This window comes from Streptomonospora sediminis, assembly GCF_054778995.1.
In genome coordinates, this window is sequence record NZ_BAAGYZ010000123.1 from 1 (window position 1) to 24,670 (window position 24,670).

The following is a 24,670-nucleotide window of genomic DNA, read 5'->3' on the forward strand; positions in this document are numbered from 1 at the left end:
GCCGGGGGCGCGGCCGACCCCGCCCCGCGCACCCTGCGCACCGCCGCCCGGCGCGCTGCGGCCGAGGGCGGCCCGCCGACTGTGGCGCTGGTGTCGGTACCGGGCCGCTACGCCGCCGCCGAGGCGTTCGACGCGCTGGAGGCCGGGCTGGACGTGCTGGTCTTCAGCGACAACGTGCCCGTCGAGCAGGAGGCGGCGCTCAAACGCACCGCCGAGGAACTGGACCTGCTGGTCATGGGCCCCGACTGCGGCACCGCGGTCGTGGGCGGCGCCGGGTTCGGCTTCGCCAACAGCGTGCCTGCTGGGCCGGTGGGCGTGGTCGCCGCGTCGGGAACCGGAGCGCAGCAGGTCATGTGCTTGCTGGACGCCGCCGGGACCGGTGTCAGCCACTGCCTGGGCGTGGGCGGGCGCGACCTGTCGGCCGCGGTCGGCGGCACCTCCACCCGCCGGGCGCTGCGGCTGCTCGATGCCGACCCCGGGACCGAACGCATCGTCCTGGTCGCGAAACCGGGTGCGCCGCAGGTCGCAGCGCAGGTGCGCGCCCTGGCGGACGGGTTGGCCACCCCGGTGCACACGGCGCTCGCGGGCACCGGCGGCTCCGACATCTCCGCAACCGTCGCCGAGGCCGCCGCGGCGCTGGGGCTGGGCAGCCCGCAGTGGCCGTACTGGCTGCCCGACAGCCCGCCGCCACCGCGCACCGGCGCGCTGCGCGGCCTGTTCTGCGGCGGCACGCTCGCCGCCGAGGCCGCCGCCGTGGCGGCGCGCACCCTGGGCCCGGTGGCCGCCAACACCGGCGGCGGCCCTGCGCGGCCCGGCACCGGCGGGCACCTGGTGATCGACTTCGGCGACGACGCCTTCACCCTCGACCGCCCCCACCCGATGATCGACCCCGCTGCCCGCACCGCGCGCTTCGCCGCCGAACTCGCCGCCCCCGGCACGGCCGCGGTACTGGTCGACGTCGTACTGGGGCACGGCGCCCACCCCGACCCGGCCGGGGACCTGGCCGCGGCCTTGGCGGCGGCCGGCCCGCAGCGGCCGCACGTTGCGGTGTCGCTGTGCGGCGCCCGCGCCGACGTGCAGGGCCTGGCCGAGCAGGCGGAGCTGCTGCGCAGCGCGGGCGCCGAGGTCTACCGCTCCAATTCCGCCGCCGCACGCCGCGCCGCGGCCCTGGCGGCCGGGACCGGACCGGGATCCTCTCCCGGCCCCGGCCCCGGTCCGCTCCCGACCGGAAAGGAGGACGGCCGATGAGCGGCTCCCGGCTCCTCACCGACGACCCCGTTGTAGTGGCCGCCGGCGCGAAACTGCTGTCGGAGGCGCTGGCCGCACAGGCCGTCCCGGTCACCGACACGGACTTCCGGCCGCCGCCGGCACCGGCGCACAACCGCGGCGCGGACCCCGGTGGGCAAGCTGCAGACCTGGTGCGCGTGCTGGCCGACCCGCGCCGCCGGGCCGCCAACGCCGAAGCCGTGCGCCGGGTGCTGGAGGTGCGCCCCCAACTGGTGGACGTGCGCCCGGCCGGCGCGGCACTGGGTCTGGCACCCGGCGAATTCCTGCACGCCGGGCCGCCGGTGGACTGGGACCGCGCCGCCGGTCCGCTGCGCGGCGCGCTGATGGGCGCGATGGTCTTCGAAGGGCTCGCCGACACCCCCGAGGCGGCCGAGCAGGCGCTGCGCCGCGGCGCCGCCTCTCTGCAGCCCTGCCACCACCGCGGCGCGGTCGGCCCCATGGCCGGCGTGGTCAGCCCGTCGATGTGGGTGTTCGAACTGGCCGACGCCGGCACCGGCCGCCGGGCCTGGTGCTCGCTCAACGAAGGGTTGGGCGCGGTGCTGCGCTACGGCGCCTACGGCCCCGATGTCATCGAACGGCTGCGCTGGATGTCGCGGGTGCTGGGGCCGCTGCTGCGCGATGCGGTGCGCCACCACGGCCCGCTGGACATCGGCGCGGTCCTGGCGCAGATGCTGCAGATGGGCGACGAGGGCCACAACCGCAACCGCTCGGGCACCCTGATGCTGCTGCGCGCGCTGCTGCCCGACCTGCTTGCCGGTGGCGCGCCCGCCGGCGACACCGCCGCGGCGGCCGAGTTCATCGGCGGCAACGACCACTTCTTCCTGAACCTGGCCATGCCCGCCGCCAAGCTCATGATGGACGCGGCGCGCGGCATCCCCGGTTCGACCATGGTCGTGGCGATGGCGCGCAACGGCACCGAGTTCGGTATCCGCGTGGCCGGCTGCGGCGACCGGTGGTTCACCGCGCCCGCGCCGACACCCGAGGGCCTGTTCCTGGGCTCCTTCGGGGCCGCGGACGCCAACCCCGACATCGGCGATTCCACCATCACCGAGACCTGCGGAATCGGCGGGTTCGCGATGGCGGCCGCCCCCGCGATCGTGCGTTTCGTCGGCGGCGACGCCGGGTTCGCGCTGCGCACCTCGCGCAGTATGTACGAGATCACCCTGGCGGAGAACCCGGCGTTCCAACTGCCGGTCCTGGACTTCCGCGGCACACCCACCGGTATCGACGTCACCCGCGTGGTGCGCACCGGGATCCTGCCGCAGATCAACACCGGCATGGCCGGGCGCGTGCCGGGCACCGGCCAGGTCGGTGCGGGCCTGGTCACCCCGCCCGCCGAGTGCTTCGCCGCGGCCCTGTCCGCGCTGGCCCGGGACGCGCCCGAACTGCCGGCCGCCGGGTAGGCCGCGGCCGGCGGAGAGCCCGGCGGGGGGATCCCGGGGCCGCTCGCCGTTCCGCCGAGCCGGCCGCGGGGGCCTACCATTGAGCTGTTCCGTTACCGGCCGCAAGGAGCCATCCGAACCCATGTCCGATCAGCGCGTCCTCCGCCCGACACCCATCAGCGGCTTCCCCGAGTGGTCGCCGGAGATTCGGTCCGTGGAGCAGGCCTGGCTGGACCATATCCGCACCGGGTTCGAGCGCTACGGTTTCGCCTCGGTCGAAACCCCTTCGGTCGAGAGCCTCGATGTGCTGATGGCCAAGGGCGAGACCTCGCAGGAGGTCTACACGCTGCACCGGCTGCAGGACGACCCCGGCGCAGCCGGTGATTCCTCCGATGCCCGCCTGGGCCTGCACTTCGACCTGACCGTGCCGTTCGCACGCTATGTCGCCCAGCACTTCAACGAGCTGACGTTCCCGTTCAAGCGCTACCAGATGCAGCGCGTCTGGCGCGGCGAGCGTCCCCAAGAGGGCCGCTTCCGCGAGTTCACCCAGTGCGACATCGACGTCATCAACGTCGACCAGGTGCCGCTGCACTTCGACGCCGAACTCCCGCGCATCGTGCACGAGGTCCTCAGCGGGCTCGACCTGCCCGCCTGGACCATCAGCGTCAACAACCGCAAGGTGCTGCAGGGCTTCTACGAGGGGCTGGGCATCGGCGACCCGGTCGCGGTGATCCGCGCCGTCGACAAGCTGCACAAGATCGGCGCCGAGGGTGTGCGCGCGATCCTGCAGGAGCAGGTCGGGCTGAGCGCCGAGCAGGCGTCGGCCTGCCTGGAGCTGGCCGCGGTCAAGGGCGCCGACGCCTCGGTGGCCACCGAGGTCAAGCGGCTCGGTGTGCAGTCGGCACTGCTGGAAGAGGGCCTGGAGGAGCTCGCGTTCGTGCTCGACTCGCTGGCCGACCTGCCCGCGGGCAGTGTGGTGGCCGATCTGTCCGTGGCGCGCGGGCTCGACTACTACACCGGCACCGTCTACGAGGCCGCCTTCGACGACGATCCCGGCTACGGCAGCATCTGCGCGGGCGGCCGCTACGAGGACCTGGCCGGCCAGTTCATCCGGCGCAGCCTGCCCGGTGTCGGCATCTCGATCGGGCTGACCCGCATCTTCGCCAAGCTGGTGGCCGAGGGCCGCATCGCGCCGGGGCGCTCCTGCCCCACCGAGGTACTGGTGGCGGTGCCGTCCGCTGAACGCCGCAGCGAGGCGCTGCGCACGGGTGCGCTGCTGCGCGAACGCGGGGTCAACACCGAGGTGTTCCACCAGGCCGCCAAGATCGGCAAGCAGATCCAGTACGCCTCGCGCAAGGGCATTCCCTACGTCTGGTTCCCGCCGTTCGAGGACGGCAAGGACCACGAGGTCAAGGATCTCAGCAGCGGCGAGCAGACCACCGCCGACCCCGCCGCCTGGCGTCCCTGACCCGAGCGCCTTCGGCCGAGCACCGCGGGTGCCCGGCTGAAGGCGCTATTTTCCGGGTTTCCCGCCCGGCCCGCCGCCGCAGTGCCGGAACCGGCCATTTCCGAGACAACCGCCGGGCCGCGTGCAAGACTGCAGAACGGGCTGACGCCAGCGCCGGAGCCTCCCCGCGCGCCCCGGTGCGGCCACGCCTCCGCGGCCGCCTAGTGAACGAGGCCATGACCACCCCGCGCCCACTCTCATCCCCTGCAGCCGGCGACCTCATCGGCCGCGAACGCGACATCACGGACCTTTCCCGCATCGTCGGCAGCAGCCGGCTGGTTACGCTCACCGGAACCGGCGGGATGGGCAAGACCCGCATAGCCGTGCGCGTCAGCGAGGTCGCGGCGCAGCGCTTCGCCGACGGCACCAAGTTCGTCGACCTGAGCGAGGCCGCCTCGCCCGACCAGGTCGTCCGCGCCGTCGCACGCTCGCTGCGGGTGCTGGAGAATAGCGAGAAACCGCCGCTGGACGCCATCGTCACCGCCCTGCGCAACCAGTGCACCCTGGTCCTGTTGGACACCTGCGAACGCGCCATCGCCCCGCTGGCCGACCTGTGCCGGGAACTGCTGGCCTCCTGCCCGGACGTGCACATCCTCGCCACCAGCCGCCAGCCGCTGCGCGTGCCCGGCGAGACAGTCTGGCGCGTGCCGCCGCTCTCGCTTCCTCCGCACCCGCGCACCGGCAAGGACAAAGAGAACGGCAACGGCAACGACACAGCCGGCCCCGCAGCGGCCGCCCCCGAATACATCCAGCGGTTCGAGGCGGTCCGGCTGTTCACCGCCCGCGCCGGCCAGGCCCGCCCCGGCTTCGCGATGACCACCGAGAACGCCGCCGAGATCGCCGAAATCTGCCGCATGCTCGACGGCGTGCCGCTGGCGATCGAACTCGCCGCCGCGCGGGTGCGGGTGCTGTCGGTGCAGCAGATCCTCGGCCGGTTGGACGACCGGTTCCGGCTGCTGGTGGCGGTCGGCAACGAACTCCCGGCCCGCCAGCGCACCCTGCGGGCGGTTTTGGAGTGGAGCCACGAACTGCTCAGCGCGCCCGCGCAGATCCTGCTGCGCCGGCTGACCGTGTTCAACACCTGGAACCTGGAGCAGGCCGAACGGGTCTGCGCCCATGGCGGGGTCGCCCCCGGCGAGGTGCTGGAACTGCTGGCCTGCCTGCAGGACAAGTCGCTGATCGTGCTGGACACCGAGTTGGACGGCACCGCCTACTACCGCCTGCCCAACACGGTGCGCGCCTACGCCACCGAACGCCTGGCCGCGGCCGGCGAGGAGACCGAAACCTGGCAGCGCTGCCTCAGCGAGGCCGTCGATGCGATGGAGGCCATCGCCGCGGCGATCATCCGGCCGCTGCCCTGGCAGCGGCGCCTGAGCCGCCTGCGGGTGCTGGACCACCACCGCGAGAACACCGCCCGCCTGCTCAACTGGGCCCAGCGCAACGGGCGCGCCGAGCACGGGCTGCGGCTGTGCGTGGCACTGCGGCCCTACTGGTTCGCCCGCGGCCTGTTCACGGAGGGCAGCCGATCGCTGCGCCAGCTGCTGTGGCTGTCGCCCGAAACCCAGCCGCCGCGGGTGCGCGCCCGCGCGCTGGCCGTACACGCCGAGCTGTGCCTGGACGTCGAAGGCGCCACCACCGCGGCCTCCATCGCCGGCACCGCCCTGGACACCGCGCGTTCCTGCGACGACACCCAGGCCGAGGCCATCGCGCTGAGCGTCCTCGCCGCCGCCGCCCTGCGCCTGGGCGATGACGACACCTGCAGCGACAACGCCCACCTCGCGCTGGCGGCCGCCGACCGGGTGCCCGACCACTTCACCGCGGCCTCCGCGCTGGGCACGCTCGCCCGGTTGGCGGGCAGGTGGGGCAACCCCGCCGCAGCGGAGTCCTACCTCAAACGCAGCATCATGGTGGCCGAGGAGCTGGACGACCGCTGGTGCGTAGCGCGCTGCCTCAACGGGCTGGGCGCGCTGGCGACCGGCCGCGGCGAACTCGACGCCGCTGCCCGCCTGCTCGACCGCGCGCTGCGGATATTCGCCGAGATGGGCACCGCGCCCGAAACCTCGCGCTGCTCGGCGTCGATGGGCTATCTGGAACTGGCCCGCGGCGACGTCTCCGCCGCCCGGCGCCTGTTCTCCGGGACACTGCGCGTCAGCGCCGCCTCTGGACGGCGCAGCGCCGTCGCGCGGGCGCTGGAGGCACTGGCCGAGTTGGCCATCGCCGAGGAACAGCCCGAACGCGCGGCGTCGCTGGCGGGCGTGGCCGCCCGGCTGTACTCCGCGCTGCACCAGCCCTCGCCGCGCGCGCACGCCCTCTACCGGCAGGTCGAAAAACTGGTGCCCGCCGAGGCCGCCGAAAAGGCGTGGCGGGCCTGGCGCACGCTGCAGATGGACCAGGTGGTCGAACAGGCCGTTTCCTTCCCTGAGGCGCGCCGCCCCCTGCCCTCGCTGCTCACCCGCAGGGAACGGGAAATCGCGGTGCTGGTCGCCGCCGAAATGTCCAACCGGCAGATCGCCGACCATCTGACCATCAGCCAGGCCACGGTTGCCCGCCATGTCGCCAACATCTTCCGCAAACTGCTGGTCACCTCGCGCACCCAGCTAGCCGCTTGGGTCAACGAACACGGTCTGGAAACCTGATCCGCGGCCTGCGTGCGGACCTGCGATCCGCGCGGAGCCGCACGGACCCGCCCCGGAGCCGGGGTCCGCGGCGGCGGGTGCCGCAGCCCGGGATTGCCCGCCACCGCTTGCATACGGTGAGCGCACCTAATATGACAGAGCCTAGGCAGAGCTCCAGGCAAGGCACGCACCACCACGGACCCCGACTCCCGAACCGCCCACCCCCAGGCAAGGTGAGCGCGGCCCCGATCCGCCTACTCGCGTGAAGGCCATGGCACTTCCGACCGCGCCCGCGCGGCAGAATCTCCCCGTTGAATCCGACAGCCTCGTCGGCCGCGACCGCGATCTGAGCGACCTGCTCAGGCTGCTGGAGTCCGACCGCACCATCACCCTCACCGGTGCCGACGGTGTCGGCAAAACCCGGTTGGCGCTGCGACTGGCCGCCCAGGCCAGCGCGTCCTTCGCCGACGGCGTGTGGCTGGCGGCGCTGGCCGACCTCTCCACCCGCGCCGAGGTCGCGGCACGGATCAGCGGTGCCCTGGGCATTACCGAGGAAGCCCGGCGCGACCCGGTGGCCACGCTGTGCGACGCGCTCAGCGGGCGCGCGCTGCTGCTGGTGCTCGACGGCTACGACGGCGTTCCCGGCCATGTCGCCGAGATCAGCGCGGCGCTGGCGTCCAGCTGCCCCTCGGTTTCGCTGCTGCTGACCGGGCGCGAGCCGCTGCGCATCGACGGCGAGACCGTCTGGCGGGTGCCGCCGCTGCCCGTGCCGCCGCCCGTACCGTGCGCCGAATCCGAGGATGACGGTGCGGTACGGCTCTTTCTGGACCGGGCGCGCACCGCCGCCCCCGGCTACGCGCAGGGACCCGGCGACCTGGCGGCCGTGAACCGGCTCTGCCACCGCTTGGAGGGCATCCCGCTGGCCATAGAGCTCGCCGCCGCCTGGGCCGGGCACGTCGATTCGGCGGGCATCGACGCGGGTGTGGCCGCGGCGCTGGAGGCCGCTCCCGTGCCCGCCGGCAACGGTTCCTCGCGCGCCCGCGTGCTGGACGCCGTGGTGGGCTGGAGCCACTCGATGCTCGGCGACACCGAGCGCGTGCTGCTGCGCCGCCTGTCGGTCTTTCCGAACTGGTGCCTGGAGCTGGCCGAGCAGGTGTGCGCCGAGGATCCGCTGGTCGAGGCCGAGGTGCTCGACCTGCTCTCCGGGCTGCTCGACCGCTCGCTGATCACGCTGACCGGCGAGCACCAGAACCGGGTCCGCTACCGGCTGCTCGATCCCGTGCGCCGCCACGCCCGCGCGCGGCTGGCCGAGTCCGGCGAGGGCGAGCGGATTCGCGCCCGGCACACCGCCCGGATGATCGCCGTCGCCGAGGACCTCGGTGCCGCTGCCCAGTCGGGGCGGCCGATGCCCTGGGCGGAGCGGTTCGCCTACTGGGACCGGGCCGACTCCGAGTGCGACAACATCCGCGCGGCGCTGCACTGGTCGGCCCAGCGCGGCAATGTCCGCGACGGCCTGCGGATCTGCGCCGGGATGCGGCCGTTCTGGTTCACCGGCTACCACTTTGCCGAGGGCTGCGACTGGGCGGCCGCCTTCCTGGCGCTGGCCCAAGAGGCGGCGTCGGGTAGCGGGGACACCGCGGACCCGCCGGCCGCCGCGACCGCCGAAGGCTTGTTGGGGGAAGCGGTCGGGACCGGCGAGACCGGCGGCTCCGCGGCCTCGGTGCTCAGCGGCCGAACGCGGAGCATTGCGGCGCTGCGCGGCCGGGTCATGGTGCAGTACGCCGAGCTGGCTTGGCCCCGCAAGCGCTTTGCAGAGACCGCCGAGATGGCGCGCGTCGGAGCGGGGATGTGCCGGGCGGCCGGCGACTGGGAGACCGTGTGCCTGGCCCAGAATATCCTGGCCCTGCTCGACAGTCTGCAGGGCCGCGACGAATCGGCGCGCGAGCGCATCGCCGAGGTGCTGGAGCTCGCGCGCGCCTCGGGCGACCTGTGGAACGAGGCCGTCGCGCTCAACGTGCAGGGTTCGATGGCGGCCTTCAGCGGGGCGTTCGCAGAGGCCGACATGCGGTTCAACACCGCGCTGATGATCATGCGCGGCATGGACCACCGCTGGGGCGTCGGCTCCACCCTGATGGCGCACGGCGCGGTCGCCGAGGCCAACGGGGATCCGCAGACCGCCGACCGCTGCTACCGCGAGGCGATGGACATCCAGCGCAGCGTGGGCGCGAGCCCGGAGCTGGCGGCCTGCCTGGCCGGGGTGGGGCGGATCGCCCAGCAGCTCGGCTCGACCGCCCAGGCCTATGACTACCTGGGCGAATCCCTGCAGCTCAGCCACTCCAACGGACAGCACGCGGGGCTGGCCGAAGCGCTGGCCTCGATCGCGAGTGTGGCTGAGCGGCAGGGCCGGCGCGAACCCGCCGCGCGCTGCGCGGGCGCCGCGGCCGCGCTGGCCCAGGCCAGCGGCTGGGGCAGCGGCGTGTCCCGGTTCCCCCAGGCCACCGGCGCCGACGGCTGGAACGGCTCGGCCGAGGACCGGGCATGGTTCCAGGCGGGCAGCCGCCTGACGGTGGAGGAGGCGGTGGAGTTCGCCGCGCAGGTGGCCGAATCCGGGCGCGTGGCCCGCCCGCGTCCGGCACCGGCCCGCCCCGCCGAAGGGCCGCGCAAGGAGCTGACCCCGCGGGAACGCGAGGTCGCCGAGCTTGTCGGCGCCGGCCACAGCAACCGCGCCATATCCGAGCGGCTGTACATCGCACCTGCGACCGCGGCCCGCCACGTCGCCAACATCAACCGCAAACTGGGTTTCAATTCCCGGGACCAGATCGCCGCCTGGATGAATCGGCACGCCGCACCCTGACCCTGTGTACTCGGCCGGACACGGATCTACATACCGCAGCCAAGAAACTACATATGCAGGTGCACACGTTTATGCATGTGCAAAAGACCAGTAAAAGGCTAGAGTCTCAGACATGGGATCGCGCCCGTTCACCCGCCCCGCTAGGCAGGGGTACGGATGCGGCTCAGTTTTCCCGGAGACCCCTCCGGGAAGCCGTGGAGGCCCACGCCGCTAGTGGCCCGGCCCCGCCCCCGCGCCGGGGCGTTGGAGCGGGCATCGGCCGCGGGTTTCCGGGGCATCGCTGGAAACCCGTGCGGGGTCTTGGGCGCGTTTGAGGGGAGGCGCCCAAGACACCCTCCGCACGGGGATGCCGGGCTCGCCACGTGGAGGGGGCGTGACGAGCCCGGCTCGCGATCACGCCAAGATGGGGGACGCATGCGGGCCGAGGGATCCGACGACGACCGACCGCCCTTCCGCGGCGGCGCCGCACCGGTCGGGTCGCTCACCGGCGGACTGCTCGCGCGGCTGCGCCGCAGCGCCGCCCGGCCGGAGGTGGCCGACGCCGCAGGCTGCGCGGTCGAGGGCACGGCCTTCGCCGCCACCGTCGAACGGGCCGCAGCCGGGCTCGGCCGGCGCGGCATGTGTCCCGACGACATCGTCGGCATCCTGGCCCCGGTCAGCACCGACCGGTTGACCGCCGTCTACACCGTGATGGCCATGGGCGGGCTGGCCATGCCCCTGGATCTCGACTCCGACCTTGAGACCATCACCGAGATCCTCACCGCGGTGGACGCCCGGATGATCCTGGTGACCGCGCCGCTCGCGGGGATCGCCCGCGAACTCGCCGACCGCTCGCGGGTGCGCCAAGTGGTGGCGTTCGGCGAAGCGCCCGAGACCACTCCGTTCGGCGAGTTGCTGCAGCCCAGCCCGGACGGCAGCGGTTACGACCCCGCACGCGGCCTGTTCGACAACGGGATCCTCGACTGCGCCGCGGGCGCCACGGGCATCCGCAGCAACCTGCACGGCCACCACGAACTGCTGCGCCGGTTCCGCACCCTCAGCGACACACTGGCGCTCACCCCCGGCGACACGGTCGTCCTGGACGCCGGATGCGCCGAGGCCGAGCGGGCCGTGCTGGGCGCCGCCGCGCTGTGGGCCGGGGCTTCGGTGGTCAGCACCCCCGCCCGCGACGAACACGCGGTCGCCACGGTGCTGCAGACCCACGGCGCAACCGTGCGCAGCTCGCCCGCACCCCAGCGGGTCGGCGCGGGCCACACGGCGGGCTGAAACCCCCGCACCGCCCGATTCCGCCGGGCGGCCGGGCCGCTAAGGCGTGTCGGCTCCGGTATCAGCGCCTGGAGCCGTGTCGGCACCGGCGCCCGTATCGATCTCGAACCAGGCGACGTGGGTGGTGTCGGTCCAGTACTCGCCGCTGCGGGTGGTGCAGCTTTCGATGATGAGCTTGCCGCGCCCGTAGTCGTCGTTGTCGTCGCGGGCCGGATCGGCGGAGCCCGGCGGTTCGGCGGAACCCCCCGCCGTAGCCGGCTGGTGCCGTTCGCCCTGGTCGGCGACTGCGACCCGCACCCGGTCGGGGCCGGACCGGATGAACAGGGTCATCACCCCGCCGGTCTGGCCCGAGCGCGAATGCAGCAGCGCGTTGGTGGCGAGCTCGCTGGAGGCGAGTTCGGCGTCGTCCAGCACGCTCTGCGGCGGCTTGGCGCGCTCCAAGAACTCCCGCACGCGCGCCCGGATCGAGCGCACCGCGGTGAGGTTGCCGACGCAACTCCACACGGTGTGGTCGGTGGCGGTCCCGGCGTGCTCGCCGGTCTCCAGCGCCGCCGCCTCGATCCCGCCTGCGGCTTCCTCCGCACCGTCCGAACCCTCCGGCTCTTGCGGTCCCTCCGGCCCCTCTGGCACGTCCTGCTCGCCGACGGCGGCGTAGCCGAGCCCGGGGGCGACCGTGTCAGCAGCGGCGTGTTCGCGGAGTCGCTGCGAATCACTCATTCCCGTCTCACTCCCCATCACCACCGGGCGACAGCCGACGGCCTCACCCTAGACAACGGCACACCTCCACCAGGACAGCACATCCGGGCTTCCCGGCTCCCGCATACCCCGCAAAACACGGCCATGTCTCGGCCCGGATTTTTCCAAGGAGAGGCCGAACACGGCCGCAGAGACCCAGTGACCTGCACCTTCATGGTAGGCGCAGCTGAGGTGTGCACGGGTTGAGCGGGCGCTGCCGCACCCGCCGCGCCCGGACCGGGCCACCAGGACACGATCGGGTGAATTACCTGACAAGAAGCCTCTACAATAACGATAATCGTTTCCATAGGTCGCGGGCCGCGACCGCGAATCCCGGCATGCGCCGCATTCGCCGCATTCGCTGCGTTCGCCGATGGATGCCCCGCATCCCGCGGACTCCGGATCTGCAACCAAACGGGCAACCGAAAGAGGCCTTCTGTGAAAATCGCATTCGCCGGCAAGGGCGGCAGCGGCAAGACCACACTGTCGGCGCTGTTCACCCGCTACCTGGCCGCCACCGGAGCCACCGTCGTCGCCATCGACGCCGACATCAACCAGAACCTGGGCGCCGCCCTCGGACTCGGACCCGGCGACCTCGCGCAGATTCCGCCACTGGGCACGAACCTCACCGAGATCAAGGAGATCCTGCGCGGCAGCAACCCGCGCATCGCCTCGACCGATGCCATGGTCAAGACCACGCCGCCCGGGCGGGGTTCGCGGCTGCTCGATATGTCGGCCGACAACCCGGTCCACCGCCGCTTCGGCCACCGCGCCTCGGGCGCCACCCTCATGGTGACCGGCCCGTTCAGCGAGAACGACCTGGGTGTGTCCTGCTACCACTCCAAGGTCGGCGCCGCCGAGATGTACCTCAACCACCTGGTCGACGGTCCCGGCGAGTACGCGGTCGTCGACATGACCGCCGGAGCCGACTCCTTTGCGTCGGGCATGTTCACCCGGTTCGACGTCACCTTCCTGGTGGCCGAACCCACACTGCGGGGCGTGGGCGTCTACCGCCAGTACGCCGAGTACGCCCGCGACCACGACGTGGAGATCCGCGTCATCGGCAACAAGGTGCAGGACGAGGGCGACGTGGAGTTCCTGCGCGAGCACGTGGGCTCGTCGCTGGCGGCGTGCTTCGCTTTCTCCCCGTTCGTGCGGGCAATGGAGAAAGGCCGCCACCCCGACCTCTCCGAACTGGAGGACGACAACACCAAGACGCTGGCCTGGATGCGCGACAGCGTCGACGCCACCGCCAAGGACTGGGCGCGGTTCACCCGGCAGAGCGCGGAGTTCCACGAGCGCAACGCCCGCGCCTGGGCCAACGCCGCCACAGGGGCCGACCTGCAGGCCCAGATCGACCCGGAGTTCGTGATGGGACCCGAGGCACTGCAGGCGCAGCGGGTCTGATGGCCGGCTTGGCCGGCCCGGTCGGCTTATCCGGCTCGCCGGCTCCGCACAGCCAGGCAGCACTGGCCGTTTCGGCCGGCTCCGGCCGGCGCCGCTGCCCGGGATCGGGCATCCGGTGCCGGCCGGCCGCTCCCGGGAGCGCGTATCCGGGCACGACTGAATCGGCGACCGGATAACCGAGCACGTCCCAAAAAACGGACAAAACACTCATTTCGTCCAACAAACAACAAGATTCGACTACCCGCCTGCATCATTTCAATCACGAAGCAACGCCGCGAACTGACAGGATCCGGGCAGTGAAGCACGCTTGGGCCGCCCGCGCCTTGGCACGTGCGGCGGGTCTTGCGATTATCGCAAATCCCCAGGTGAAACGGGAAATTGTCACTGCGGGTAGTCATTTGAAAGGAGTGCCCCCAAGAGCACCGAAGGCACGCTGTGTGGTCGGTTGTACACAGGTTGACGTGCGTGATCACGGTGACAACTATCGAACGGTCGGCGCTTTCCACCCCCGCCTGCGCCGACCGGCGCTTCCACCGCCACCGGTCCTCGCTTCCGCGGTCCGGCCGGCGGGTCTGCGCCGCGTTCGATCCCCAACCGAATTGAGGACCCGTGCCGCCTACAGCCGACAGCGACCATCCGGGAACCGGAACCGCGTCTCCGCCCACCCGCCGCACTGTCCTGAAGGCCGGCGCCGCCGGTGCCGTCGTCGTCCCCGCCCTTGCGGCGTGCGGCGGTGGTTCCAGCGAGGCCGGGAGCGGGCGGCTGCGTGTGGGAGTCGCGGGAGGCTCCGCCCAGGACACCCTGGACGCGCACACCCCCACCGACAACACCGACATCGCCCGCTGCCACAACCTGTACGCCAGCCTGTGCTACTTCGAGACCGACTACTCCATCAAGATGGCGCTGGCCGAGTCCGTGGAGCCCAATGACGACGCCACCGTGTGGACGGTGAAGCTGAAGAAGGGCCTGACGTTCCACGACGGCTCGCCCATCACCGCCGACTCGGTGATCCACACGATGCGCCGGATCACCGACCCGGACACGCTGGCGGTCAACGCCGAGCAGCTCTCGACGATGAAGCGCGACGATCTGGAGCGGATCGACGACCGCACCGTCGAGATCCCGTTCAGCGAGCCCTACGTCATGCTGCTGGACCTGCTGGCGGAGTACTCGATGGGCATCGTCCCCGAGGGCTACGACCCCGAACACCCGGTCGGCGCCGGACCGTTCAAGTTCGCCGAGTTCACCCCCGGCCAGCGCAGCCTCTTCAGCAAGTTCCCCGGGTTCTGGCTGGGCGCCGCCGGGATCGAAGAGCTGGAGATCGTCAACTTCCCCGACGAGACCGCCCGGGTCAACGCCCTGCTCGGCGGCCAGGTCGACGCGATCAGCCAGCTGCCGCCCAGCCAGATCGAGGTCGTCAAGGCCAACCCCAACATCGAGACCCTGGAGTCCGAGACGGGGATGTGGGTGCCTTTCACCATGCGCGTCGACAAGCCGCCCTTCGACGACAAACGGGTACGCCAGGCGTTCCGGCTGATCGTCGACCGCGAGCAGATGGTGAACCAGGCGCTGGCCGGCTACGGCAGTGTCGGCAATGACATGTACGCCCGCTTCGACCCCGCCTACGACGAGGACAAGCTGCCCGACCAGCGCGAACGCGACATCGATGAGGCCAAGCGGCTGCTGGCCGAAGCCGGGCACGGCGACGGCCTGGAGGTCACCCTGATCACCGGCCCCATCAGCGCCGGTGCCGAGGCCGCCGCGCAGGTGTTCAAGGAGCAGGCCCGCGCCGCCGGGGTGACCGTGCAGCTCAACCAGACCAACTCCACCGAGTACTACGGCGAGAACTACCTGAAGTGGACCTTCGCCCAGGACTTCTGGAGCACCCGCAACTACCTCTCCCAGGCCGCCCAAGGCTCCATGCCCAACGCGAAGTTCAACGAGACCCACTGGGACGACCCGGAGTGGGTCGAGCTGGTGAACAAGGCCCGCGCCACCATCGACGACGGCGAACGCAACGAGCTCATCCGCCAGGCCATGGAGATCGAGCACGAGCGCGGCGGCTACATCGTGTGGGGCTTCGTCAACACCCTCGACGGTTTCCACCGCAAGGTGAAGGGCCTCGAACCTTCCGCCACCGGCCACCCGCTCACCTCCTACGGCTTCTACCGCGTCCGCATCGAGGAGTGACGGCCCCCGCGCTCCCCGCGCGGCGACGGCGCCGCGCATTCGATCCCCGCTGACCGATGTATCGCAAAGGTCGTCACACATGTCACGTCTGATCCTGTACCGCCTCGGCTACGGGCTGCTGACACTCTTCGTTGTCTCGCTCGTGGTCTTCCTGGCGACCCAGGCCCTGCCCGGCGACGCCGCCCGCGCCATTCTGGGCCGCGACGCCACCGCCGAACGCGTCGCCGTCCTGCGCGACCAGCTCAACCTCAACGACCCGCTGGCCGTGCAGTACGGCAAGTGGATCGGCGGAGTGGTCACGTTCGACCTGGGCGACTCCTTCGCCAACGCCCGCCCGGTGGCCGAGTACTTGGCTCCGCGCGTCACCGGCAGCTTCGCGCTGCTGGGCCTGTCCGCGCTCATCGCCACCCCGATCGCGGTCCTGCTCGGCGCCTTCAGCGCCATCCGCCGCGACCGCGCCGCCGACCACGCCACCTCCATGGTGTCGCTGGTGCTGGCCTCGCTGCCGGAGTTCGCCGTGGGCATCCTGCTGATCCTCGGCCTGTCCACGGGGTGGCTGCACCTGCTGCCACCTGTCTTCGCCGGCACCGCCAGCGCGGTCCTGGACGATCCGGTGCAGCTCATCCTGCCTGTACTGACCCTGGCCATCGCGGTGAGCCCGCCCATCATCCGGATGATGCGCGCCTCGATGATCGAGGTGCTGGAAAGCGAATACGTCCAGCAGGCCCGGCTCAAAGGGCTGCCCGAGCGGGTGGTGATCTGGCGCCATGCCGCGCCCAACGCCATCGGCCCGGTCGCCCAGGTGATCGCCGTCCAACTCGGCTGGCTGGCCGGCGGCGTCGTCGCCGTCGAGTTCCTGTTCGCCTTCCCCGGCATCGGCCTGGCCCTGATGGATGCCATCAGCACCCGCGACATCCCGGTCATCCAGGCGGTCACACTGCTGATCGCCGCCGTGTACATCGTGGTCAACCTGCTGGCCGACGTCGTGGGCCTGGCAGCCAACCCGAAGGTGAGGGTGTCCGCCCGATGAGTTCAGCAACCGCTACCGCCCCCGGCGCACCCGGAGCCGCCGCTCCCGCGGCCGCTCCCGCACCGCGCCGCCAAGGGCTGTTCCGCTCGGCGCTGCGGCACGGGCGCACCAAGATCGGCGTGACCCTGGTGGGCCTGATCGTGCTGATCGCCGTAGTAGGGCCGTTCGTGAGCCCTTACTCGCCCACCGAGCTCGTCGGCATCCCCAACCGGGCCGCCGTGGACGGCACCGTCTTCGGCACCGACGGCCTCGGCCGCGACGTGCTCAGCCGGTTCTTGAACGGCGGCTACACGCTGATCTCCATCGCGGTCTCGGCCGCGCTGGGCGGCGTCGTCGCCGGAGCCGTGCTGGGGATCATCGCCGGATACCAGCGCGGATGGCTGGACGAGGTCATCATGCGCATCAACGACATGGCGCTGGCGTTCCCGCAACTCGTGCTGGCGCTGCTGGTCATGTCGATCATCGGCCCCAAGGTGTGGCTGATCGTCGTGCTGATCGGGGCCTCGCACGCCTTCCGGGTGGCGCGGGTGGCCCGCGAGGCCACGCTGAAGGTGGTCGAGCAGGACTTCGTCAAATCAGCCGAGGCCATCGGCGTCCCCCGCTGGCGCATCATGTCCGCCGAGATCCTGCCCAACATCACCAGCCCGCTGCTGGTCGAGCTGGGCCTGCGGATCACCTACTCGGTCGGCCTGATCGCCACGCTGAGCTTCCTGGGCATGGGCCTGCAGCCGCCCACGGCCGACTGGGGCCTGATGATCAACGAGAACCGGATCGCGGTCACGGTCCAGCCCTGGTCCGTGGTCCTGCCGGTCGCCGCGGTGGCACTGCTGACCATCGGGGCCAACCTCATCACCGACGGGCTCTCCCGAGCGTCGATCGGCATCGACCGAGGGGTGGAGAAGTAATGACGATCCAGGACACCGCCCAACCCGGCGCCACCGGGGGCGAGGAACAGACCGCGCTCCAGGTCGAGGGGCTCACGGTCATCGGCCGGCCCTCCGATGTCGAGATCATCACCGACATCAGCCTGAACGTGCGGCGCGGCGACATCCTCGGCCTGGTCGGCGAGTCCGGCTCGGGCAAGACAACGCTGGGCCTGGCGCTGCTCGCCCACTGCAAGCGCGCCACCGAGGTCACCGCCGGCTCGGTTTCGCTGTCGGGCGAGCCGCTGCTGGGCCGCAGCGACGCGCAGGTGCGCCGGATGCGCGGGCGCGCGGTCGCCTACATCCCGCAGTCCCCGGCCTCTGCGCTCAACCCGGCGCTGCGGCTGGGCACCCAGCTGCGCGAGGCGCTGCAGGACGCAACGGGCGGTGAGCAGGCGGGCACATCGGCAGCGGCCGACTCGGAGACCGCCACGGGCGAGGCGAACGCGGCCGCGAAATCCGCGAACGCCGCCGACCCCGACGCCCGGGTGCGCGAGGTGCTGCGCGAGGTCGCCCTGCCGGACGACGACCGGTTCCTGCGCCGCTACCCCCACCAGCTCTCCGGTGGGCAGCAGCAGCGGGTGGCCATCGCGATGGCGTTCATCGGCCACCCCGACCTGATCGTGCTGGACGAGCCCACCACCGGGCTGGACGTCACCACCCAGGCGCACGTGCTGCAGACGATCCGGCGGATGACCCGCGAGTACGGCACCGCCGGCGTCTACATCAGCCACGACATGGCGGTTGTCGCCGACCTCGCCGACAACCTCGCCGTGATGTACCAGGGCGACATCGTCGAGCACGGCCCGGCCGCCGAGGTGCTGGCCAATCCGAGCCACTCCTACACCGTCCAGCTGCTGCGGGCGGTTCCGCTGCTCAAGACCGAGGGCCACCCCGCGCAGGACGCCGAATCCGCCGACCCGCTGCTGCGGGTGCGCGGGCTGCGCGCCGGCTACGGCTCGGCCACGGTGCTGCAGGGCATCGATGTCGACATCGAGCGCGGCCAGTGCGTCGCGCTGCTGGGCGAGTCGGGCTCGGGCAAGACCACGCTGTCGCGCTCCCTGGTGGGTCTGCACCACGAGTTCACCGGCGACGTGGCTTTCGACGGCGACCAACTGGCCACCAGCAGCTACCGGCGCAGCGCCGAACAGCGCCGCCGGGTGCAGTACGTGTTCCAGAACCCCTATGAGGCACTGAACCCGCGCAAACGGGTGCGCGACCTCATTTTGGAGCCCTACAAGCACCTGGTGGGCAAGCCCGCCGACCCCGACGCGGTGGTGGGCACGGCCCTGGAGCGGGCGGCGCTGCCGGCGGCCTACGGCAACCGCTACCCCGACCAGCTCAGCGGCGGCGAGCGCCAGCGCGTCTCCATCGCGCGGGCGGTGGCCACAACGCCCGACCTGCTGATCTGCGACGAGATCACCTCGGCGCTGGACGTGTCGGTGCAGGCCGAGATCGTTGAACTGCTGCGCAACCTGCAGCGCGACGGTATGGCACTGCTGTTCGTCACGCACAACATCGCGCTGGTCTCCAACATCGCCCAGCGGGTGGCGATCCTGAACCAGGGCGAGATCGTCGAGTACGGCGACGTGGGAACGGTGATGTCGGCTCCGACGCACCCCTACACCCAGGCGCTGATCGCCGATACGCCCGACTTCGAGCTGTCGTTCGGCGACGGGCCGCTGGATCCCGCACCGGCCGGCCCCGCGCCCGCGCCGCGCGACTGAGCGGCGGAAACAGGAGAACACCACAACGGTGGAGTTACGGGGGCCGCGGCAGGATCAGCCGCGGCCCCCGACCAGTTCCAGTGTCCGGTCGGCGATCTCCAGTTCCTCATCGGTGGGGATCACCAGCACCGGGATGGCCGCCCCCTCGGGCGATACCGCCCGCTCGCCGGTCCGCTCGGCCGCGTTGCGCCGGGGGTCCACCGCCAGGCCCAGGTTGTCCAGGCCGGCCAGTGCCCGTTCGCGCATGCGGGCGTCGTTCTCGCCGACTCCGGCGGTGAACACCAGGGCGTCGCAGCGGCCCAGCACCGCCAGGTAGGCGCCGATGTACTTGCGCAGCCGGTGGCTGTAGACCTCCAGGGCGAGCTGTGCGCCGTGGTCGCCGGCGTCGGAGCGGCGCCACACCTCGCGCATGTCGTTGGCGCCGGACAACGCGCGCAGCCCGCTCTCGTGGTTCAGCGCGGCGCCGACCTCGCCGGGCCCCAGCCCTGCGCTGCGTTCCAGGAAGCCGGGCAGCGCGGGGTCGATGTCGCCGCTGCGGGTGCCCATAACCAGCCCTTCCAGCGGGGTCATGCCCATGGAAGTGTCGGCGCTGCGCCCGCCCGCCACGGCGGTGGCGCTGGCTCCATTGCCCAGGTGCAGCACGATCATGTTGGTGCGGGCGGGGTCGGTGCCCAGATAGGCGGCCGCCCGCCGCGACACGTAGGCACACGAGGTGCCGTGGAACCCGTAGCGGCGCACCCCGTACTCGCCGCGCCAGGACTCGGGCACGGCGTAGGTGTAGGCGGCCTCGGGCAGGGTGTGGTGGAACGCGGTGTCGAACACGGCGACGTGCGCCAGGTCGGGCAGCACCCTGCGGGCCACCTGGACTCCCTCCAAGTTGGCGGGGTTGTGCAGCGGGGCGAGCGGGCCGAGTTCGGCGATGGCGGCGGCGACCTCGTCGTCGACCACGACGGGGCGCCGGAACCGCGCTCCCCCGTGCACGACCCGGTGGCCCACCGCGGCCGGTTCGGCATGGGCCAGGTCGGGGCCTGCGTCGGCAAAGGCCGCCAGCACCGCTTTCAGGGCGGACTCGTGGTCGGGGAACGGCCCGGGGCGGGTGTGCGGCGCGCCGCCGGTGCTGTGGGTGAGCCGGCCGCCGTCCTCACCGATGCGGTCGACCGAACCGCGGGCGCGCGGGCGGCGGTCGGCCATGTCCAGCAGCCGGTACTTGACCGAGGACGACCCGCTGTTGATGACGAGGACGTGGCTCATGGGGCTGCCTCCTGCTGTGCCGCGGGAGAGTTCGTGGCCGGCTTCGGCCGCTACCCGGGCCGGACCGGCTAAGACCCGATCGAGCGGCCCGATCAACGGGCCCGGCCGGTCCGATCGCCCCAGCCCCGCCGCACGGCCGGCCGGGGGTGGTCCGGGCCGGCTCAGAACAGCACGGAGCGCACCGCTGAGACCTCGCGGAAGCCCACCCTGCGGTAGGCGGCGCGGGCCGGGCTGTTGAAGTCGTTGACGTAGAGGGTCACGCGGGGCGCGATCTCGGCGAGGGCGTAGCGCACGACCGCGGCCATGCCCGCCACCGAGTGGCCGCGGCCACGCAGCTCGGGGTGGACCCACACGCCCTGCACCTGGCAGGCGTGCCGGGTGACCGCGCCGATCTCGGCCTTGAACACCACCCGGCCGTCCTCGATGCGGGCGAAGGCGCGCCCGGTGCGCACCAGCTCCTCGATGCGGGCGCGGTACAGCGAACCGCCGTCGCCGGAGTCGGGCGGAATGCCGACCTCTTCGGTGAACATGGCCACGCACGCCGGCAGCAGGATGCCGATCTCACTGGGGCGCACCCGGCGCACCTGCGGGTCGGGGGCGGCCTGGGGCTGCTGGGCGATGTCCATGACCGGCTGGCATTGGCGGATGGCGCGGGCCGGGCCCCACGCGGGGCTGAGGCGGGCCCACAGGTCGGCGACCGTATCGACCGGCCCGACAATGGACGAGCAGCGCCGACCCTGCCAGCGGGCGTGTTCGGCGAACTGGCGGACGGCTTCGGGGCCGGCGTTGACCGGGACCAGGTTGGCGCCGGAGTAGCACAGCGCGGTTATGCGGCCGCGCTCGATGAAGCCCCACAGTTCGGCGCCGAGGCGCCCGGTGTCGATACCTGTGCTGCGCAGCCGCGCGCTGACGAAGACGTTGCCGACGGGATCGGTGTCGAGCAGGGCGTGCACGGGATCATGGTCGCGTTCGTCGAGCACGCGCACCGATGTGGTCCGCAGCACCCGCATCACCCCGTCCGGTAGCGGGCGGTCCCGCCGTGCGCGCAGGGCCGCCGGGTGGTGGCGGTCTCGTGTGGGTCGGGTCCGCGCCGTGAACAGTCATGTTCCTCGCTTCCCAGACTAATCGACCCCGAGCGGGGCCCGGTTTTCCGCTCCCCTGCGGGCGCGGCGCGCCGCGGGCCCGCAGCGGGGGGCGGCCGCCCGGTCGCGGAGCCGCGGCCGGGCGCCGCCCCAGCCTTCAGCCGAGGGCCGGACGCGGCGCCGCCTGCGCACCGCGTGTGCCGGAGCCGGTTTCCTGCCCGGCGTGCGGTTCGGGCGCCGCGTCGGACTGTTCGGCCGGTTCGGGGTCGGGCGGCGGCGAACCGGGGCAGGTGGCATCGGCCCGGTCGGGGTCGCCGCTCGGCTCGGGCAGGGTGCCGTCACGCAGGTAGGCGGCCAGGGCGTCGTCGGCGCAGGCGTTGCCGTTCAGCGCGAGGCCGTGGGAGAGCCCGTCCTCCGCCACGACAAGCCGGGAGCCGGGGAACCGCTCGCGCATGGCGAAGGCGCCCTCCAACGGGGTGGGACCGTCTTCGGCTGCCTGCAGCAGCAGGGCGCCGGTGGCACCGCCATCGCCGACGGGGAACCAGCTGCGGCTCTCGGCGGGCCAGAAAGCGCACGGCATGTTGTACCAGATGTTGTTCCACGCGTGGAACGGCGCCTCGGCGTGCACCCGGTCGCCGTCGGCCAGCCACCGGTCGGTGTCGCCCGGCCAGCGGGAATCGGTGCACTGGGTGGCGAGGTAGGCGCCGTAGGCGGCGTCGGACTCGGCGCTTTCGCCGTACTTGCCGTGCACCTCGACCAGGCCGGCGGTGTCGCCGCCGTTGGAGTAGTCGGCCAGCGCCCGGGCCAGCTCGGGCCAGGCCCTGCTGCTGTAGGCGGCGGGCAGGTAGGCGCTCTCCAGCTCGGTGGGGCCGACCTTGCCCTCGGCCGGTGCGTCGGCGAGCTTCCCGCGGGCCGCGTAGTAGGCCGCGGACACATCCTCGCGTGCCGCACCCAGGTGGAAGGTGTCGTCGTGGCGGGCGATCCAGCCGAAGAAGTTCTGCGCGGCCCTGTCGAGGGAGCGGGATTGGCGGAGGTTGCTCTGGTACCAGGGCCGGCCGGGGTGGATCACGCTGTCCAGCACCAGGCGGCGCACGCGGTCGGGGTAGCGGGTGGCATAGACCGCGCCCAGCAGGCTGCCGTAGGAGTAGCCGAGGTAGTCGATGCGCTCGGTGCCCAAGGCCGTGCGGATGGCGTCGAGGTCGGCGGCGGAGTCGATCGTGGTCATATGCTCCAGCAGTTCGCCGGCCGGTTCGGCGCACGAGGCGGCGTAGTCGGCGGCGCGCCGGATGCCGGCAGCGGAGTCGGCGTCGGAGCCGGGGACGGTGTCGGGCCGCGGCGCCGTGAAATGGGCGGGATCGCACGAGATGGCGGGGCTGCTCGCTCCGGTGCCGCGGGGGTCGAAACCCACCACGTCGAAGTGGTCGCGCAGGTCGGCGGGCAGTTCGGCGGCCGTGCGCGAGGCCCAGCCGCGGCCCGGGCTGCCCGGCCCGCCGGGGTTGACCACCAGTGTGCCCCTGCGGTCCTCGCGGGCGGCCACGCGCGACAGCGCCAGCTCGACGGTGCCGCCGCCCGCCTCTGCGCCGGATGAGCGGTCAAGGGGCACCTCCAGCCGCGCGCACCGCATCGGGGCGCCTTCGGCCGCTTCCAGCCCGCTGCAGGGCCCCCATTCCAGGGGCTCGGGCTCTGCGGCGGCTCCGGCGGGGATGGGCACCACCGCCACCGCCGCGGTCGCAAGTACCGCCGCCCCCGCTGCAGCGGCCCGTCCAACACGGCCTGACCGGGATCCAGCCACGCGCCCCGCCCTCCCCTACTCCTCGGCAACGCCTGCATTCTCCCCGCGGCCGGGCGGCATGGGGCGAACCGACACGGCAGGCGCCGCTGGGCCGCTGGGGGCGTCGGGCCGCACCGGCGGCACGGCGCCCGGACACACCGCACCCCGGCGGGCTCCGGGCCCACCGGGGTGTACGGACAACCGCAGCTGAGTTAGCCGGCGACCGAGACCGAGGGGGCACCGGACTCGGCGCCCGCGGACTCCATGTCCTCGGCCAGGCGCATGGCCTCGTCGATCAGGGTCTCGACGATCTGGGCCTCGGGGACGGTCTTGATGACCTCGCCCTTGACGAAGATCTGGCCCTTGCCGTTGCCGGAGGCGACACCGAGGTCGGCGTCGCGGGCCTCGCCGGGGCCGTTGACGACGCAGCCCATGACGGCCACGCGCAGGGGGACCTCCATGCCTTCCAGGCCCGCGGTGACCTCGTCGGCCAGCTTGTAGACGTCGACCTGGGCGCGCCCGCAGCTGGGGCAGGAGACGATTTCCAGGCCGCGCTCGCGCAGGCCGAGGGACTCCAGGATCTGGTTGCCGACCTTGACCTCTTCGGCGGGCGGCGCCGACAGCGACACGCGGATGGTGTCGCCGATGCCCTCGGCGAGCAGGGCGCCGAAGGCCACCGAGGACTTGATGGTGCCCTGGAAAGCGGGCCCGGCCTCGGTGACTCCCAGGTGCAGCGGGTATTCGCACTGCTCGGCGAGCTGGCGGTAGGCGTTGACCATCACGACCGGGTCGTTGTGCTTGACCGAGATCTTGATGTCGCGGAAGCCGTGCTCCTCGAACAGCGAGCACTCCCACAGCGCGGATTCCACCAGGGCCTCGGGCGTGGCCTTGCCGTGTTTCTCCAGCAGCCGCTTGTCCAGCGAGCCCGCGTTGACGCCGATGCGGATCGGCACGCCGGCGTCGCCGGCGGCCTTGGCGATCTCGCCGACGCGGTCGTCGAACTTGCGGATGTTGCCGGGGTTGACGCGCACGCCGGCGCAGCCCGCCTCGATCGCTGCGAAGACGTACTTGGGCTGGAAGTGGATATCGGCGATGACCGGGATTTGGGATTTCTTGGCGATGATCGGCAGGGCCTCGGCGTCGTCGGGGCTGGGTACCGCGACACGCACGATCTGGCAGCCCGACGCCGTCAGCTCGGCGATCTGCTGCAGCGTGGAGTTGATGTCGGACGTGACGGTGGTCGTCATCGACTGCACGGAAACGGGGGCATCCCCACCGACCGGGACATTGCCGACCATGATCTGCCGCGATTGCCGCCGCGGAGCGATCGGGCGGGGTCGGGCGGCGGGGATTCCAAGATCGACGGTCACGCGTTTTCACCTCGCGGCTACCGGGGGCTCGGCCGGCAGCGTCGTTAGAAGCCGGTTGAAATCTGGGCAGCGGGCAAGCGACGAGCCGCCGCCGGGGGCGCCGGAAAGAAATCCGAGCGCTCCGACACGCTGCTAAGGCTACCCGTATTGAGCAGGACGTTACGCCGTGGCCGGGAGAACAGAGGGTGACCGTTCGCAGGGTAATTGGGGTGATTCGCCCCGCATCACGGCGGGCGATCTTGGGGCGAAGCGGGGCACCCGGTACCGATTACT

At 72.2% G+C, this 24,670-nt stretch carries 16 protein-coding genes; 11 read left to right on the forward strand and 5 right to left on the reverse strand.

What is annotated here, in order from left to right:
* The 6 genes from ACYVD5_RS24030 to ACYVD5_RS24055 all read left to right on the forward strand — a co-directional run.
* Window positions 1–1,248, forward strand: a 1,248-nt coding sequence (locus ACYVD5_RS24030) for an FdrA family protein (protein WP_461003406.1), incomplete at its 5' end; no start/stop codon positions are given.
* Window positions 1,245–2,690: a YlbE family protein gene (locus ACYVD5_RS24035; protein ID WP_461003407.1), complete on the forward strand. Its 1,446-nt coding sequence runs from the start codon at window positions 1,245–1,247 to the stop codon at window positions 2,688–2,690. The genes ACYVD5_RS24030 and ACYVD5_RS24035, both read left to right, overlap by 4 nt.
* 121 nt (window positions 2,691–2,811) lie before the next feature.
* Window positions 2,812–4,137, forward strand: a complete 1,326-nt coding sequence (gene hisS / locus ACYVD5_RS24040; RefSeq protein ID WP_461003408.1) for a histidine--tRNA ligase — start codon at window positions 2,812–2,814, stop codon at window positions 4,135–4,137.
* Window positions 4,138–4,352: 215 nt separating this feature from the next.
* The gene (locus ACYVD5_RS24045) at window positions 4,353–6,812 is read left to right on the forward strand and encodes an ATP-binding protein (RefSeq protein ID WP_461003409.1); all 2,460 of its coding nucleotides are present in this window, start codon (window positions 4,353–4,355) and stop codon (window positions 6,810–6,812) included.
* Between the two features lie 250 nt (window positions 6,813–7,062).
* On the forward strand, window positions 7,063–9,645 hold the full coding sequence (locus ACYVD5_RS24050) for a tetratricopeptide repeat protein (RefSeq protein WP_461003410.1): 2,583 nt from the start codon (window positions 7,063–7,065) through the stop codon (window positions 9,643–9,645).
* A 414-nt stretch (window positions 9,646–10,059) separates the two neighbouring features.
* Window positions 10,060–10,911, forward strand: coding sequence for an AMP-binding protein (locus ACYVD5_RS24055; protein ID WP_461003411.1), 852 nt, complete (start codon window positions 10,060–10,062; stop codon window positions 10,909–10,911).
* 39 nt (window positions 10,912–10,950) lie between these two features.
* Here the strand turns inward: ACYVD5_RS24055 and ACYVD5_RS24060 are convergent, their stop codons facing one another.
* Window positions 10,951–11,628, reverse strand: coding sequence for an ATP-binding protein (locus tag ACYVD5_RS24060; RefSeq protein ID WP_461003412.1), 678 nt, complete (start codon window positions 11,626–11,628; stop codon window positions 10,951–10,953).
* Window positions 11,629–12,084: 456 nt separating this feature from the next.
* Between ACYVD5_RS24060 and ACYVD5_RS24065 the strand changes: the two genes are divergently transcribed.
* The 5 genes from ACYVD5_RS24065 (at window position 12,085) to ACYVD5_RS24085 (ending at window position 18,923) form a co-directional block, all read left to right on the forward strand.
* Window positions 12,085–13,053: an ATP-binding protein gene (locus ACYVD5_RS24065; protein ID WP_461003413.1), complete on the forward strand. Its 969-nt coding sequence runs from the start codon at window positions 12,085–12,087 to the stop codon at window positions 13,051–13,053.
* A gap of 609 nt (window positions 13,054–13,662) precedes the next feature.
* Window positions 13,663–15,243, forward strand: coding sequence for an ABC transporter substrate-binding protein (locus ACYVD5_RS24070; protein ID WP_461003414.1), 1,581 nt, complete (start codon window positions 13,663–13,665; stop codon window positions 15,241–15,243).
* Between the two features lie 79 nt (window positions 15,244–15,322).
* Window positions 15,323–16,273, forward strand: a complete 951-nt coding sequence (locus ACYVD5_RS24075; protein WP_461003415.1) for an ABC transporter permease — start codon at window positions 15,323–15,325, stop codon at window positions 16,271–16,273.
* Complete coding sequence (locus ACYVD5_RS24080; protein WP_461003416.1) at window positions 16,270–17,178, forward strand: ABC transporter permease; 909 nt, start codon at window positions 16,270–16,272, stop codon at window positions 17,176–17,178. The genes ACYVD5_RS24075 and ACYVD5_RS24080 overlap by 4 nt, the downstream gene beginning before the upstream one ends.
* Window positions 17,178–18,923 (forward strand): ABC transporter ATP-binding protein, encoded by a 1,746-nt coding sequence (locus ACYVD5_RS24085; RefSeq protein WP_461003417.1) that lies wholly within the window; start codon window positions 17,178–17,180, stop codon window positions 18,921–18,923. Before ACYVD5_RS24080 ends, ACYVD5_RS24085 begins: the two co-directional genes overlap by 1 nt.
* A gap of 54 nt (window positions 18,924–18,977) precedes the next feature.
* On the opposite strand, the gene ACYVD5_RS24090 is transcribed toward ACYVD5_RS24085, so the two are convergent.
* The 4 genes from ACYVD5_RS24090 to ispG form a co-directional block, all read right to left on the reverse strand.
* Window positions 18,978–20,174: an acetate/propionate family kinase gene (locus ACYVD5_RS24090; protein ID WP_461003418.1), complete on the reverse strand. Its 1,197-nt coding sequence runs from the start codon at window positions 20,172–20,174 to the stop codon at window positions 18,978–18,980.
* A 161-nt stretch (window positions 20,175–20,335) separates the two neighbouring features.
* On the reverse strand, window positions 20,336–21,178 hold the full coding sequence (locus tag ACYVD5_RS24095) for a GNAT family N-acetyltransferase (protein ID WP_461003419.1): 843 nt from the start codon (window positions 21,176–21,178) through the stop codon (window positions 20,336–20,338).
* A 235-nt stretch (window positions 21,179–21,413) separates the two neighbouring features.
* Window positions 21,414–22,967 (reverse strand): alpha/beta hydrolase, encoded by a 1,554-nt coding sequence (locus ACYVD5_RS24100; protein ID WP_461003420.1) that lies wholly within the window; start codon window positions 22,965–22,967, stop codon window positions 21,414–21,416.
* Between the two features lie 272 nt (window positions 22,968–23,239).
* A complete protein-coding gene (ispG, locus tag ACYVD5_RS24105) occupies window positions 23,240–24,397 on the reverse strand; it encodes a flavodoxin-dependent (E)-4-hydroxy-3-methylbut-2-enyl-diphosphate synthase (RefSeq protein WP_461003421.1) in 1,158 nt (385 codons plus the stop codon).
* Window positions 24,398–24,670 lie beyond the last annotated feature (273 nt).

Coding starts and splice junctions, on each gene's coding strand:
- ACYVD5_RS24090 (WP_461003418.1), bottom strand. CDS start 20,174: ATGAGCCACGTCCTCGTCATCAACAGCGGGTCGTCCTCGGTCAAGTAC.
- ACYVD5_RS24055 (WP_461003411.1), top strand. CDS start 10,060: ATGCGGGCCGAGGGATCCGACGACGACCGACCGCCCTTCCGCGGCGGC.
- ACYVD5_RS24075 (WP_461003415.1), top strand. CDS start 15,323: ATGTCACGTCTGATCCTGTACCGCCTCGGCTACGGGCTGCTGACACTC.
- ACYVD5_RS24080 (WP_461003416.1), top strand. CDS start 16,270: ATGAGTTCAGCAACCGCTACCGCCCCCGGCGCACCCGGAGCCGCCGCT.
- ACYVD5_RS24035 (WP_461003407.1), top strand. CDS start 1,245: ATGAGCGGCTCCCGGCTCCTCACCGACGACCCCGTTGTAGTGGCCGCC.
- ACYVD5_RS24050 (WP_461003410.1), top strand. CDS start 7,063: ATGGCACTTCCGACCGCGCCCGCGCGGCAGAATCTCCCCGTTGAATCC.
- ACYVD5_RS24085 (WP_461003417.1), top strand. CDS start 17,178: ATGACGATCCAGGACACCGCCCAACCCGGCGCCACCGGGGGCGAGGAA.
- hisS (WP_461003408.1), top strand. CDS start 2,812: ATGTCCGATCAGCGCGTCCTCCGCCCGACACCCATCAGCGGCTTCCCC.
- ACYVD5_RS24045 (WP_461003409.1), top strand. CDS start 4,353: ATGACCACCCCGCGCCCACTCTCATCCCCTGCAGCCGGCGACCTCATC.
- ACYVD5_RS24060 (WP_461003412.1), bottom strand. CDS start 11,628: ATGAGTGATTCGCAGCGACTCCGCGAACACGCCGCTGCTGACACGGTC.